The sequence below is a fragment of the uncultured Dokdonia sp. genome, from assembly GCF_947492815.1.
In the GTDB taxonomy this organism is placed as follows: Bacteria; Bacteroidota; Bacteroidia; order Flavobacteriales; family Flavobacteriaceae; genus Dokdonia.
In genome coordinates, this window is the sequence record NZ_CANLOB010000010.1 from 67,849 (window position 1) to 82,922 (window position 15,074).

13 protein-coding genes are annotated in these 15,074 nt (G+C 34.4%); 8 read left to right on the forward strand and 5 right to left on the reverse strand.

The features are described 5' to 3' along the window. Positions 1 to 14: 14 nt before the first annotated feature. The 4 genes from Q1A01_RS11355 to Q1A01_RS11370 form a co-directional block, all read right to left on the reverse strand. Positions 15 to 902: a bifunctional 5,10-methylenetetrahydrofolate dehydrogenase/5,10-methenyltetrahydrofolate cyclohydrolase gene (locus Q1A01_RS11355; protein ID WP_299680515.1), complete on the reverse strand. Its 888-nt coding sequence runs from the start codon at positions 900 to 902 to the stop codon at positions 15 to 17. Between the two features lie 77 nt (positions 903 to 979). Further along, entirely contained in the window at positions 980 to 2,311 is a 1,332-nt protein-coding gene (gene ffh / locus Q1A01_RS11360) for a signal recognition particle protein (RefSeq protein ID WP_299680517.1), read from the reverse strand. Between the two features lie 201 nt (positions 2,312 to 2,512). Then, a complete protein-coding gene (locus Q1A01_RS11365; protein WP_299680520.1) occupies positions 2,513 to 3,613 on the reverse strand; it encodes a hypothetical protein in 1,101 nt (366 codons plus the stop codon). Between the two features lie 232 nt (positions 3,614 to 3,845). Then, positions 3,846 to 4,019 carry a hypothetical protein gene (locus Q1A01_RS11370; RefSeq protein WP_299680523.1) on the reverse strand — a complete coding sequence of 58 codons (174 nt, stop codon included), beginning with the start codon at positions 4,017 to 4,019 and terminating at the stop codon, positions 3,846 to 3,848. A 145-nt stretch (positions 4,020 to 4,164) separates the two neighbouring features. On the opposite strand from Q1A01_RS11370, the gene fumC reads away from it, so the two are divergent. Both fumC and Q1A01_RS11380 read left to right on the forward strand, forming a co-directional pair. Further along, on the forward strand, positions 4,165 to 5,559 hold the full coding sequence (fumC, locus tag Q1A01_RS11375) for a class II fumarate hydratase (RefSeq protein ID WP_299680526.1): 1,395 nt from the start codon (positions 4,165 to 4,167) through the stop codon (positions 5,557 to 5,559). Between the two features lie 117 nt (positions 5,560 to 5,676). Beyond that, positions 5,677 to 7,008: a 7TM diverse intracellular signaling domain-containing protein gene (locus Q1A01_RS11380; protein ID WP_299680529.1), complete on the forward strand. Its 1,332-nt coding sequence runs from the start codon at positions 5,677 to 5,679 to the stop codon at positions 7,006 to 7,008. Here Q1A01_RS11380 and ccsA read toward each other — a convergent pair. Beyond that, positions 7,005 to 10,379, reverse strand: a complete 3,375-nt coding sequence (gene ccsA / locus Q1A01_RS11385; protein ID WP_299680533.1) for a cytochrome c biogenesis protein CcsA — start codon at positions 10,377 to 10,379, stop codon at positions 7,005 to 7,007. The two genes, Q1A01_RS11380 and ccsA, sit on opposite strands and share 4 nt — an antisense overlap. 171 nt (positions 10,380 to 10,550) lie before the next feature. On the opposite strand from ccsA, the gene Q1A01_RS11390 reads away from it, so the two are divergent. The 6 genes from Q1A01_RS11390 to Q1A01_RS11415 all read left to right on the forward strand — a co-directional run bounded on the left by Q1A01_RS11390 (position 10,551) and on the right by Q1A01_RS11415 (position 14,784). Further along, positions 10,551 to 11,312, forward strand: coding sequence for a DUF2520 domain-containing protein (locus Q1A01_RS11390; RefSeq protein ID WP_299680536.1), 762 nt, complete (start codon positions 10,551 to 10,553; stop codon positions 11,310 to 11,312). Then, positions 11,296 to 11,823 carry an HAD family hydrolase gene (locus tag Q1A01_RS11395; protein ID WP_299680539.1) on the forward strand — a complete coding sequence of 176 codons (528 nt, stop codon included), beginning with the start codon at positions 11,296 to 11,298 and terminating at the stop codon, positions 11,821 to 11,823. The genes Q1A01_RS11390 and Q1A01_RS11395 overlap by 17 nt, the downstream gene beginning before the upstream one ends. A gap of 64 nt (positions 11,824 to 11,887) precedes the next feature. Beyond that, positions 11,888 to 12,214: a hypothetical protein gene (locus Q1A01_RS11400; RefSeq protein WP_299680542.1), complete on the forward strand. Its 327-nt coding sequence runs from the start codon at positions 11,888 to 11,890 to the stop codon at positions 12,212 to 12,214. A gap of 15 nt (positions 12,215 to 12,229) precedes the next feature. After that, on the forward strand, positions 12,230 to 12,691 hold the full coding sequence (locus Q1A01_RS11405) for a hypothetical protein (RefSeq protein ID WP_299680545.1): 462 nt from the start codon (positions 12,230 to 12,232) through the stop codon (positions 12,689 to 12,691). A 9-nt stretch (positions 12,692 to 12,700) separates the two neighbouring features. After that, positions 12,701 to 13,135, forward strand: coding sequence for a hypothetical protein (locus Q1A01_RS11410; protein WP_299680548.1), 435 nt, complete (start codon positions 12,701 to 12,703; stop codon positions 13,133 to 13,135). Positions 13,136 to 13,437: 302 nt separating this feature from the next. Beyond that, the gene (locus Q1A01_RS11415) at positions 13,438 to 14,784 is read left to right on the forward strand and encodes a microtubule-binding protein (RefSeq protein WP_299680551.1); all 1,347 of its coding nucleotides are present in this window, start codon (positions 13,438 to 13,440) and stop codon (positions 14,782 to 14,784) included. The last annotated feature ends 290 nt before the right edge of the window (positions 14,785 to 15,074 follow it).

Genomic DNA, 15,074 nt, shown 5'->3' on the forward strand with positions numbered 1-15,074 from the left:
AGCATTTTAACTAGTTAGTTATTCACAGCTCTATGACGCTCTCTTGCTAATAATGTATTTTTAAGAAGCATGGCAATTGTCATCGGTCCTACACCACCTGGAACTGGAGTTATATACGATGCTTTTTTACTTACTGCTTCATAATCTACATCTCCTGTGATATAATAACCACGTTCTCTAGTTTCGTCTGGCACACGTGTGATACCCACATCTATAATAACTGCATCATCTTTTACCATTTCTGCTTTTAAGAATCCAGGAACTCCTAATGCAGTAATGATTATATCTGCTTGTGATGTAATTTGTGTAATATTTTTGGTATGACTATGTGTCAAAGTTACTGTTGAGTTTCCTGGAAATCCTTTACGCCCCATTAAAATACTCATCGGACGTCCTACAATGTGACTACGTCCTATAACTACAGTATGTTTTCCTTTTGTTGATACATCATAACGTTCTAATAATTCTAAAATCCCAAACGGTGTTGCTGGAATAAAGGTACTCATATCTAGTGCCATCTTTCCAAAGTTGGTTGGATGAAATCCATCCACATCTTTATCTGGATCTACTGCTAATAATACTTTCTGAGTATCTATTTGTGGAGGTAATGGTAATTGTACGATAAAGCCATCAATATCCCCATTTTTATTAAGTTCGTCTATTTTGTCTAGTAATTCAATTTCACTAGTTGTGCTGGACATTTTAACCAGTGTAGATTCAAAACCTATACGTTCACATGCACGTACTTTACTTCCTACATAGGTAAGACTTGCTCCATCATTACCAACGATAACAGCCGCTAAATGAGGTACTTTCTCTCCATTAGCTTTCATTTTATCAACTTCTGCCTTGATTTCGTTTTTTATATCATTTGAAGTTTTCTTTCCGTCAAGGATTGTCATATTGTTAGTATTTATTTAAGGAATTACTATTTAAAACTATCTACAGCTACTGTACACTACTTACTAATCGGCGTAGCCTATTTCTGCATTCTACTCATAGCTTGCATCATCTTACGGCCTCCGCCTCCTTGCATCATTTTCATCATTTTACTCATTTGATTAAACTGTTTGAGCAATTGATTTACTTGCTGTACAGAAGTACCAGAACCTTTTCCTATTCGTTTTTTACGACTAGAATTAATAACAGAGGGATTTGTACGTTCTTCTACAGTCATAGAATGAATAATGGCTTCAATATGCTTAAAGGCATCATCATCAATATCTACTCCTTTCAACATTTTTCCAGCACCAGGTATCATTCCCATAAGGTCTTTCATGTTACCCATCTTCTTTACCTGCTGAATTTGCTTTAAGAAATCATCAAATCCAAATTGGTTTTTAGCAATTTTCTTTTGAAGTTTACGCGCCTCTTCTTCATCAAATTGTTCTTGAGCACGCTCTACAAGAGAAACAACATCTCCCATCCCTAAGATACGATCTGCCATACGAGAAGGATAGAATACATCTATCGCTTCCATTTTTTCTCCAGTACCTATAAATTTAATAGGTTTATCTACTACAGATTTAATAGAAATCGCTGCTCCACCTCGTGTATCACCATCTAGCTTTGTAAGGATAACTCCGTCAAAGTTTAGAATATCATTAAAAGCTTTTGCTGTATTTACAGCATCTTGACCTGTCATAGAATCTACAACAAATAACGTCTCTTGTGGTTGGATTGCTTTATGGATATTTGCAATCTCGTCCATCATCTCCGTATCTACGGCAAGACGACCTGCTGTATCGACAATCACAACATTATGACCATTTGCTTTTGCAAAAGCAACACCTGCTTCAGCAATAGCTACTGGATCTTGATTATCTCTATCTGAAAAAACATCTACTTTAATAGCATCTCCTACTACATGTAATTGATCTATCGCCGCTGGACGATATACATCACAAGCTACTAGTAATGGTTTTTTCGTTTTTTTAGTTTTAAGGAAGTTCGCTAGTTTACCAGAAAAAGTAGTTTTACCAGAACCTTGAAGTCCTGACATTAAAATAACACTTGGATTTCCTGAAAGGTTTACTCCTGAAACATCACCTCCCATGAGTTCAGTAAGCTCATCTTTTACAATCTTGACCATTAATTGGCCTGGTTGTAAAGTCGTAAGTACGTTTTCTCCTAATGCTTTTTCCTTTACCCTATTGGTAAAATCTTTGGCAATCTTAAAGTTAACATCGGCATCTATAAGTGCACGACGTACTTCTTTAAGTGTCTCTGCAACATTTACTTCTGTAATGCTCCCGTGTCCTTTAAGTACGTGGAGGGCTTTATCTAACTTATCACTTAAATTATCAAACATATCTTACTACTGAAAAAATTGAATTCCGATATTTAATTATCGAGGTTACAAATTTAATGATTTGAAGCATATATACATAGTGGTAATACAAGGTATTCTATTATAATATCTATAAATTCTTGTAGATGTGTCTCTAAAAAAATGGCTAGATTATGTGAAATAATCTAGCCATTGCATTCAAAATATATAAACTTGAAGAAACTAATCTTCACATTCCATAGACTGGAGTGTTAATAGTGTTGTTGTAAACTCTAATGTATCAGGGTTTTCTATGCGTACATATATGTCTCTTACATCAGTGATAATAGCTACATCAGCAGGGATTGGATTTATAGCAGTCTCTGCCTCTATTTCTGTATCGTAAAAAGTAATTTGCCATTCAACAGGGTCAGACACCTCTCCCATATCATTTATCTCAGGTTGAGGAGCTGCAATCACAATAATACACTCTATATAATCTTCTAGCGTAAAAGTAGCTACGCCTGGTGTGTCTTCTTCTTCACATTCTTCAAAAAGTAATGTAGTACAATAAGCCCCTGCTTCACACTCTTTTTCTAATATAAAACGAGTTGCTGCATCATTTTCGATGTCTATCATAACATTTGTTAAGGCAAGTACTTTCCAGTCAAAGTTCCAATCTTCACCTACAACTCCATCTGTTTCAGAGTCATCAAGATTGATATTCAGGTGTAGCTCATCTTCTATAAAGTAAAAAATCCAAGTTCCATCATATACATCTCCTCTATAAAAGAATTCCACAACACCAGCACTAGAAAGTTTAAATACAGCATCTACATACGTATTAAAGGCAATATCATCTGGAATTTGAACTTCCCAAACACATTCTACTGCAGAAGCTGATGCATTTCCTATTATAATTTCCTGTTCTTCTTCAATACACGCATCTATCGCTGCCCTTAACTCATCTTTATCATTGATAGTCAATGAAGTTCCATCATCAAGTGTGCTCGTAATAGGAAAGCTTACATTTATAAACTGGCCATCTTCTACGCTACCTAATACATTACTAAATTCTTCATCATTATTTACAATGATAGAAGATTGAAGTTCTATGTCTTCATTATAAATAACAACGGTAAATGAGTAAATAAAATTTATACATGTTACATCTGTTGCACTAGGATCATCGGTAGTTATTCGATTCATAAGATCAAACAACTCAGAATCTTCTGCAATCAGTTCGGCTTCGGTAATTTGAAAAAGATCATCTAAATCTTCATTACCACAACTTACCAAACAAAAAAGAATAGTTATACTTAAAAGGAAATTTCTAAATGTCATAAAAAAAGGGTTATTCATATTAGTCTCTATTTTTAGGATCAAGATGATACATTTAGCTTTTTGTAATTGTACGCTTTCGCGAAAGCGTACCCAGAAAAAACGATCTCTTTTTGATCTTATACCTATATATCGACATATATATAAAAGGTTGCGTTGTATATTTTTAATTATGAGCATAAAAAAAGACTAACAGTACTGTTAGTCTTTCTAATATATTATATATCGCAATGGATTATGCCTCTCTCTTAGCTTTACGAGCTTCTATTTTTTCTTTTACCATTTCTACAATAGATCCTCCTACCCAGTAAGGGATCACAAATGTTAATAAGAATATCATTAACCAGAAACCAATAGTTAATATCGTTAAGAATGCAAGAAATCCTAAATATTGATCAAAATCAAACATGAGTAATGTGTTTTCTAAATTTTGGTCAAAGATACCGTATTAAATTCTATTTTCACAACAGAAATTTCAGATTTATTGACAGGTTATTGACAGGAAAATTGAAACCTAAATTTGTAAATTTGTCTTTTAAAAAAACAAACTCACAATGGAATATAGAATTGAGAAAGATACAATGGGGGAAGTTAAAGTTCCCGCAGATAAATTATGGGGCGCTCAAACAGAAAGATCTCGTAATAATTTTAAAATAGGAGCTCCAGCTTCTATGCCTTTAGAGATTATATATGGATTTGCTATTCTTAAGAAAGCGGCAGCATACACCAATTGTGAATTAGGAGGTCTTCCTATAGAGAAGAGAGATCTTATCGCACAAGCATGTGATGAGATATTAGAAGGAAAACACGATGATCAATTCCCATTAGTTATCTGGCAAACGGGTTCTGGGACACAAAGTAATATGAATGTAAATGAGGTGATCGCTAATCGCGCGCACCAACTTGCAGGAAAAGTAATAGGAGAAGGAGAAAAAACACTACAACCTAATGATGATGTAAATAAATCTCAATCTTCTAATGATACCTTTCCAACTGGAATGCATATTGCTGGTTATAAAAAAATTGTAGAGGTAACATTACCAGGAATAAAAAAACTACGAGATACATTAAAAGAAAAATCACTTGACTTTAAAAAAGTAGTTAAAATAGGGCGTACACACCTTATGGATGCAACACCTCTAACGTTAGGTCAAGAATTTTCAGGATATGTCTCTCAATTAGACCACGGAATAAAAGCATTAGAAAATACCTTAGATCATCTTGCAGAACTTGCATTGGGAGGTACCGCTGTAGGAACTGGATTAAATACACCTAAAGGATATTCAAAACGCGTTTCTGAATATATGGCACAGTTTTCTGGATTTCCATTCCGAACTGCAGAGAATAAATTTGAAGCGTTAGCGGCACATGATGCTATTGTAGAAACACATGGAGCACTTAAACAACTGGCTGTTTCTCTTAACAAAATAGCAAATGACATACGCCTTATGGCATCAGGACCTCGCAGCGGAATTGGAGAAATTACCATTCCAGCTAACGAACCTGGATCATCCATCATGCCTGGTAAGGTTAATCCTACACAATGCGAAGCATTAACGATGGTATGTGCTCAAGTTATTGGAAATGACGTTGCTATAAGCGTAGGTGGTCTACAAGGTCATTATGAATTAAATGTATTTAAACCCGTAATGGCATCAAACTTACTACAATCTGCACAGCTTATTGGAGACGCTTGTATTTCATTTTCAGATCATTGCGCCTCAGGAATACAGCCTAATGAAAAAAGAATTAAAGAGTTACTAGACAACTCATTAATGCTAGTTACAGCGCTTAATACTAAAATAGGATACTATAAAGCTGCTGAAATTGCAAATACGGCACATGCAAATGGTACAACATTACGAGAAGAAGCTGTAAACTTAGGCTATGTAACACCTGAAGAATTTGACGAATGGGTAAAACCTGAAGATATGGTGGGAGCGCTTTAAGATTCCTACAAGGAATTAAGACTTATAGACAAAGTACACAAAAACATCGATTAAATACTTGTTTGTTCATATATATATAGTATATTAGCACCCTAGAATTATGTACTAATGCGGTTGATGTTTTTTATCATTAGTGTATTCTTTGTGATTACGGGGGTGTCACAGGAATCAATTTCCTATTACAAGGCAACTACAGATCACCAGAATATATCTGAATTAAAAGAAATAGAGTTCTCTACGATAGAGGATACAAATCTTGGAACAGACAATGGCATCTATTGGTTTAAAATAGATGCTATTGACTTACCTCGTTCTATATTAGAATTACAAACCTCTCATGTCAAAGAAGCATCGCTATATGATGTCAATGGACAAAAGATTGGACAGATGGATGCTACTCGCTATCCTTCGTTTTTTATTATAAACAAGATTGTTGAATATCCATTATACTTAAAAGCTGATTTTCCTTTAGAAGCACATTTTCCGATACAAATTCTTGATGAGAATACATTTGCTAAAAAGGACAAGAAAAACTTCTTAGGAATTGGTTTTTTTTACGGTACAGCGCTAGCTCTTTTATTAGCTACACTTATATTCCTTCTTACAACTCAGAATAAACAATTCCTTTTTTATGGAATTCTTATTGCAGCTGTTTGTATCTCTATTATGACAAGAGATAATATTTTGTATTTCTTTAATGCTAAACCAAGTATTATTAGTAGTATTGAGTTACTAGGTCATTTCCTAGTAGGTCTTTGTGCGACTGGTTATGTCTTTAGATATTTAAGGATAAAAAACAATAAGAAGCTAATAGAATCTATATTTGTAATTATCAGTAGTATTTCATTTATATCACTATGCATTTATTGGATTACAAATACGCATTGGAGTTTCCTTGTTACTGATTTTACAACTGTTTTAAGTGTAGTATTACTATGGTCATTTACGCTTTACAATTCAAAAAACACAAAATACCTACTTATAATGATAGCTATTTATACGCTAGATATTATTGTGCTTACAGATGCTTTTCTACTACACGGTCTTGGTAAGAGTTTCTTTGATTTTTCTTCTTTGCAACTAAGCATTGTCTCTTTAGTTAACTTTACGCTTATAGCACTTGCTTTAATCTTTAGTTTTAGAAGAATACAAGGAAAAACAGTAATTATGAAGCATCAAATAAAGATGCATTTAGAACGTCTTTCTCAACTAAGTACATATAAAAATGTACAAGACTCAAATGATCAATATATAGAATCGCTTATTCATCAATTTGAACTTGAAAATATTGAAATTAAGGTACTAGATGGAATTTCTAAGGGATTGACAAATGAACGCATTGCAACAAAACACAATCTTTCTGTAGAAAAATTAAAAACAGTCACTTCTAACTTATACCAAAAATTAGGTATTGAATCTGATCAAGAAGCTACAGGTTTATTTACCTAAGACTTTTTGTAATACTTCGCATATTTCCTGTAAGAGAAAAAACCTAAGGTTGCTATGACAGCTACACCTATGAGAATTTTTTGATTAGCAATTTCACCTCCACTTTGATACGCATGCAATCCTGATAGATAGAAGTTTACACCAAAATATGTAAAGAGTATACTTCCTAACGCTATAATAGAAGACAAATTAAACAGCCATCTACCACGTAATCCTGGGATAAGTCGCATATGAATTACAAAAGCATATACAATTAAAGAAATAAGTGCCCACGTTTCTTTAGGATCCCAACCCCAGTAACGTCCCCAACTCTCATTTGCCCATTGCCCTCCTAAGAAAGTACCTATAGCTAAAAGCACCATTCCAACTGTAAGTGCCATTTCATTAATGACCGTAAGCTCTTTAATATTAAGGTCCATTTTTATCTTATTCTCTTTAGTCGTAAAAATCATTAAGAATAAGGAAACAATTCCTAAAACAGCACCTATTATAAAAGGCCCATAACTTGCTACAATTACTGCCGTATGTATCATTAACCAATAGCTATTCAGGACTGCTTCTAGATTTGCTATTTCTGGGTTTAGCCAGTTCATACTAGCACCCCATAAAATAAACCCTGTTACAAAAGCAATACTTGCTACGGTAAGATTAGAACCTTTTTTTCCAAATAGCACATCACCAAGAGAAACAACTGCAGCACCCACTATTCCAAAAGGAATGAGCATTTTACTTACTTTCTGAATACTGTATACTTTTCGAGTAGCAACCCATTTTTGAATAGAGATCGCAAGACCAAAAAACATGGCTGCCCATCCTACATATAATACAGATTCATATGCATTAGACCACGGTGCATGTCCTGAAATATACCAACGCCATACCAACGCCCCTGTATGTAATAAAAATAAAATAGTGACTAGTACAGTACCTAATTTCACCATAAGAGATACAAACTTGCTAGGATTAAAAATTTCTGTAATTACAAAAATCATCATAAAAAGTGCAGCAAGCATGTACAACCAATATAGCTTTTTGAAAGGATCATTATTATTATATAAAATCTCTGCATCGATCTTCTCTGGAGTTGGCATAATATCATTACTCATACGCCTTTGGAACTTCTCAATACCATCTAAAATTTTATTGGCATCTGTATAATCTCCATCTGTCCTAGCTTTACGAAGACTCAATAAATACGCAGGAAAAATTTGATGTGCAATGACAGAATCTGTAGCACGATATCCTCCTTCTGCTACCGCTATAGGAGAAATCCATTTATTGTTTGGATCGTTTGGTTTAGGAAGGATTTTTAAAATGGTCTTAGATAAGGTTCTATTTAATAATCCCAATCGTAAAGAAACATCTCTAAATTCCTTATCTATTATAGTAGGAGTTGCCTCACTAAAGGCGCGATCTAAATAAGGCTCTAACTTATACTGAAAATCGTCTGTGAAGAAATCTAATATTTTAAATTTCTTTACATCACTAGGCACACCGATGACATTACGAATACTATCATTTCCTTTTTTCAAGTATAGAACTTCTGCAGAATTCCAAATAAAAGGATTTTCCATCATAGAGAGTAACACCTGATCTGCATTCAATCCTGCATATGTATCACTACGACTCACCTTACGTAATAACATACTCGCATACGTATTAATAGGCATCATACGTCCACTATCGTCCTGAATGATCATACGACCAAATTTGGCGGCATGCGCTACAGGAACCGCATTGGCTACAATAGCTGAGTCAATCTGTGTTTTTGTAGGTGCTGATTTTTTATGAGTAGGGTGATCTTCCTCTGAAGATAATATAGGAAGCACTGCCTCTTCTATTTCCTCTACCGTAACGATTGAATCTTGAATTCCTGTAGCCGATGTATTGATATCTTGTGAGAATGCTGTTTCCGCTTTCGCGAAAGCGCATAATAAAAGAAGCATCGTTAACTTCGCTTTTTTAGCTTTAATCTTATCCAGTGATCTTTTTAAATCCCCAAAACGAGAGCCTTTATCAAATAAAATAAGCATCATCCCAATGTATAATAAGAAATAACCAATATAGGTTATCCATGTTCCCCAGAAATCATGGCTTACAGAAAGAACCGTAGTACGTTCTTCATCTTTAAAACTCGCCTGAAAGAAACGATACCCTTTATAATCCAGAACATGATTCATATAAATGTCATAATCAAATGTTTCATCACCTTCTACCTTAATTTTACTCGTAAAAGATTCATAACTATTTTCAGTTCCAGGATATTTTTTTGCAATAAAATCTTTTAACCTAATTGAGAAAGGTAGTTCTAAAGACTTACTTCCGTAAGACAAATACATTTTATAACCTCCTACCTCGATTTCTTTTTTGTTATTACTATATCCTTTTCCTCCAAGGAGTCCAATAGTTTTTGTTTCCCCATTAGCTGTGATATCTACAAACAAAGCATCCTGTTGATTTTTTTCTTTGAATTCCTTTTCTACAATACCCGCATTACCATTTACGGCTGGTTCAGGAATTACAAAAAGAATACCTTGTAAATTATAAAGTGATCGTAATTTTAAAGGCTGTACACTATCTTTTACAAATGTGTAATCCGTTTGTGTAGCCATGACTTTATATTCTCCTTCAAAGGGAGATCGTATCGTATAATTCTCTCCATCGTATCCTATATTAATAGCACCATCTGTAGGTTTATTAAAAGCATACAATACATTGTGCATACTAACGAGTTCGCCTTCTTTAAGGTAATGTTCGTGGCGACCACCTCCATCACCTGTCTCTACAACTTTAAGATGAAGCGGTCCTGCCTCATCCTCTATAAACCCTTCTTCTGCACCGCCTATAAATTTATTGTGTGTTATTTTTATAGGATCTTTATTAAAGTCTGTGTTCCACGTAAAATCATTGTTAAGTCTCGATGAGAGCATTAATTCTTCATCCAATGTCCTTTGCATAGATTGACCATTAATATCACCTTGCACAGTAAGTTGTAAATATGTTTTTTCGCTTAAAAACGTATTTTCTGACTCGCCTTCCGAAATAGGCATAACGCCTTCAAAGCTTATATATCGAGTAATACCTGCTCCTACTAGAATAAGAATAAAAGAAATATGAAAAATTAAGGTGGTTATTTTTTCTTTTCGAAAGAGCTTAAAGCGAGCTATATTTCCTAAGAAGTTAATCACAAACAATATGTGTATTAACGTAAACCACCAAGAATTATAAACCCAAACTCGCGAATATGGTGTAGGAGATGTGTCTTGTCCTCGGTCTAAAAAAGTACCTACTGCCATCGCGACAAAATAGGTTATAAAAAGCATTCCCATCAATCGAGTGGAGAATAAAAAATTTACAATTTTCTTTTGCATAGCGTTTGGCTAATTTTCCGAGTGCAAAGATAACCCACAGAAGGCAAATAACCGTATAACTATCCCTGTTAATATTCGTTAAGAAATAGATTGCTTTCGTATCCTGATTGACGCTCAAATACCCATTCACACAAATAGCATAATACCAACAAAAGCCCTATTTTTACCGCGATGATGACGATCAATCTTATCGGAACAGGAAATGTGGCATGGCACTTAGCAAATCAATTGGCTAAGATTCCAACATGTACCCTACAACAAATAGCAGGGCGATCTCCAGAAAAAGAAGGCGATTTCAAATCGTTTGCAGGAGAAATTGTTACTATAAACGCTCTGCAACCAGCAACTATTACCATCATAGCAGTATCAGACGATGTCATAGAAAATGTATCGACTTTAATTCCTTACCAAGACACCTTAGTAGTGCATACATCAGGAAGTATTACCATCGAAGCAATTGCTCAAAACCGTAAGGGTGTTTTTTATCCGTTACAGAGTTTTTCTAAAAACGATACCATAGATTTTACAAACATTCCAATGTGTATTGAGGCCACTACTCAAGAAGATCTAGAAATACTTCAACAACTAGCTATGCTTTTTAGTACTAAAGTATATCACATCGATAGTCATCAGAGAAAACAAGCACACTTGGCTGCTGTATTTGTAAATAATTTTACCAATCATTGTTATACCATTGCACAAGAGCTGTGTGATACTCATCAAATTCCTTTTGAGTTACTACATGCATTGGTAGGGAAAACAGCTCAAAAAGCCATAGACCACTCCCCTAGCGAAGTACAAACAGGCCCAGCAAAACGTAATGATACTAAAGTGATTAATGAGCACTTAAACATGCTCCAACAAGAAGATCACAAATCAATATATCAAACCCTTACAGCATCTATTATAGCACATTATGGAAAAGAGTTATAAAGAATACCTTCACCAAATCACCACCTTTATTTTTGACGTAGACGGCGTCCTTACTGACGGAACGTTAAAAATCACTACCGACGGACAAATGCATCGTGAGATGAATGTAAAAGATGGATACTCCTTAAAAACAGCGCTTAATGAAGGTTACAATGTATGTATTATTTCTGGAGGAACCGATGAAGGTGTACGTCATCGGTTACAAGGATTAGGCATCAAAAATGTGTATTTAGGAGCGCATCAAAAAGTCAATCAACTCACAGAATATATTAACGAGCATGGTATCCAAACAGAAAATATCTTGTACATGGGCGATGACATTCCAGATTATCCTGTAATGAAAATGGTAGGTTTACCTGCCTGTCCTCAAGATGCTGTCAAAGAAATAAAAGAAGTCTCAAAATACATCTCGCATAAAAATGGTGGAAAAGGCTGTGTACGTGATGTCATTGAGCAAGTGCTAAAAGTACAAGGCAAATGGATGCGAGAGTTTGATGCTGGAAGCCATTAATAATTAATAAGTACGATCATAATTCAAAAAAATAGTATTAGTGTAAGTATTGATAATTATCAAAATGGACAGTTCAACAACAGATAGTACTGAAAAAACAAATTATAAGAAATGGGCTTTTATCCTATGTATCATCTGTATTTTATTATGGATAGCCAGTACTAGTATACTACTTAGCATTTCTACTTCTATTGATATAGAAATACTTGTTTTGATGTTAAATATATTTGGAATCATTAGTAATATCGCATTGATCGCGGGAGTGATACTCACGATTTTAAGTATTTCAAATAAAGAAAAGAAAAATTATCAATATTATACCTCCATTGTAGGATTTCCCATACTTATACTTCAAACAGCTTTGATATATATACAGACATATATCGGTTAATATTTCATTTAAAGTATGGAAGAATTTTCAAGTAGTATTATTCAAGGTGATTTTAAAAAAATCATATACTACCTTACTTCTAGTCAACTTTTAACTAATGAAGAATTAGAAATCTACATAAAACTAGCAAGAGATAAAGGAATTGCAATTACAGAAGTCCTAATACTATCACATTATCCGACTGCTATTGATCTATATACATTACTTCAAAAAGAACAACTTATCGTAGAAATTTTAAGTCAATTTAGTCAAGATCTCTATGCCTCAAATTGGCAAAACAATATAGAATATGAAATATGGAAATGGGCAAATAATCTATCGAAACCCCCTGATTATTTTGCAGAAGAAAAGGTAGTATCAGATTCAAGAATTATTTTAGAAATAGGAAATTTAATTCAGCTATGGGCAACGTGGGATACAACCAATGAAAAACCAATACCTATTCCTTTAGATGCTTGGATCAAAAAGGTAAATTAGATAAACACAATGAAAATATTTTTTATAATCTTTTTCAATTTATTCATTAGTCTAAATAGTGGAATAAAAAACAAAGAAATAGATATTCCAATCTCAACAATAAAGGTTGATTGTGAAATTAAAAACGTAATTCTAAAAACCGAACTAGTTGAAAAAAACCGTAAATTTCTATTCTGGCCTTTAAGTCATAAAAAAGTCATAAGCATTAATCGAGTTATTGATTCAAATGGAGATATATTGTTTGAAAGAAAATCTATAACTATTTGTTCTATGGATGCATGTGAGGATAGAACATTCCAGGGAATTAAAATTGTAGATAATGAAATTTGGCTATTCAATTACAACAAAATATTAAACCCAAGTGGAAATATTAAACGTTATAATTTTTGTAAGGAATACCTCGGAACTAAGTCTTGGGAAGACGGGGATTTCTTTAAAAGGTAAATCACTTTAAAAATCTCAATCAACTTACTTCTCTCCCTCTGGGAGAGATGCTCAAAGGGCAGTGAGGGTTTTCGCGAAAGCGTACTTACTCACAATTTCTTAATTACCCATATGGTAATACAGCCTCCTATTCGTGTTAAAAAAGACGCTAATTGACTACTATCACTACTATAGTGTAACATTTTCCATTTTTTGCTACTAATCAAGAAAGCTTTTGAAAAAAGGAATTCCGTAAATCAATTTTTTTACCGAAATTGAACATCCATTTAAATTACGTACAACATTAAAAACTATCCATACTTATGTCTGATGATTTTGACTTATTAGAAACCAATGACGCGTCTCAAGAAAAAACTGAAAAAGTAGATGTTAACTGGGGGAAAGCTGTAGATACTATGAAATCTAAGCTTGCTCAGGAAGACGATCCTGAAATGCGCCAAAAAATCCTAAACGCAACTCTAGATGATGTAGTAGGAATGGCCGAAAAAGACAGAACATCACTACTAGATGCAATTAAAGACCTTACCGATTATCAAGATGAAGTAGGTATTATCTTCGAAAAGTTCTCTACGCTTAATGCCAATGAGCAAAAAGTAATAGACGATGCACAAAAATCCTTAGAGCGTGCAAAAATGGAGCTTGAAGATGCTCAAAATGTAAAAGACAATTGGTGGAATAACCTTTGGGGACGTAAAGCAAAAATCCAAAAGAAAATAGAAGAACTTGCTGCAAAGCAAAAAATACGTGACGGAGCAGATTTAAAAGCAAAGCAAATGTTTCAAGAGCGTATTGAGTCGGCAGATATTCAGACTCTTTTAAATGAGCTTTCGTACAAATCTCAAGCTGCAGTGACACGTCTTAAAAACCGTGAGGTAGAAATCAAAGAGGTAGAAGACAAATTGCAAGTAGCTATTGTAGAAGCGAGTAAAAATCATAACAAAGCCCTTGAAAAGAAAAAGGAAACAGAAGATAAACTCGAAGAGCAATATGCACTTTTAAAGCAAGCACGTCAAGCACTTGAAGAAGTGGCGGATAAGCAATCTACCGACTATTCTGAAGCGATTGCAAAAATCACAGAATTAGAACAAAAAGTAGAAGAACTAGAAGGGCTGAAAAATGCCTATACGACCCTTGCTGCGAGTAAAGACAGTTTTGTACACAAGCATAATTTAACGATCAAAGTATTGACTTCGTTACGTAGTAACTTACAAACGCATAGAGCAAAGCTAAAAAGTGATACCGATGAGCGTTTAAAATATTATGATGGCTATGTGGTGGCTTTAAAAGCACGTACCGACCAGGAATTTGCTGCGATCTTAGAACACTTAGGTGTGAAGACTGATGAGCATATTGGACAAACATTAGCGGCTATGCATACTGCTAGTTCTAAAGCACGTCAGGATATGATGGACAACATCCCAGTACACGAAAAAGTAATGCAAGGTGTATATAGTAGTTATGCTGAGTCATTGCAAGAAATTCGTGAGAAAGATGCTAATATTCAGAAAGATTTTGCCAACCGTTACGGAATTGACATGAAAGAAATCTTTGAAGAGTATTATGCAACCGATGATGATGCACCTACTGGTGATGGCGAGCCAACTCCAGAAAAGAACGACGATGCTGGCGATGATGATCTTTTAGGATAATCTTATAAATACGCTTTCGCGAAATCAAACTTGTGAGATCTGGCTGACGGCAGCCAGATTCACAACGAATAGAGAGAGCGAAATGGCAAAGCGTATATAAATAACTACCATAACACCTCATAATAAACCTCCCCTCTAAAAAGACGGTGTGCTGAGCCTGTCGAAGTAAGGGATTGAGGGGTGTGTTTTTTAGATCATAAAATAGTTTTCTTTCTCTATACGCTTTCGCGAAATCGAACTAGCGAGATTCACAACCAATAGGGAGAGCAAAGCGGTAAAGCGTATACTTA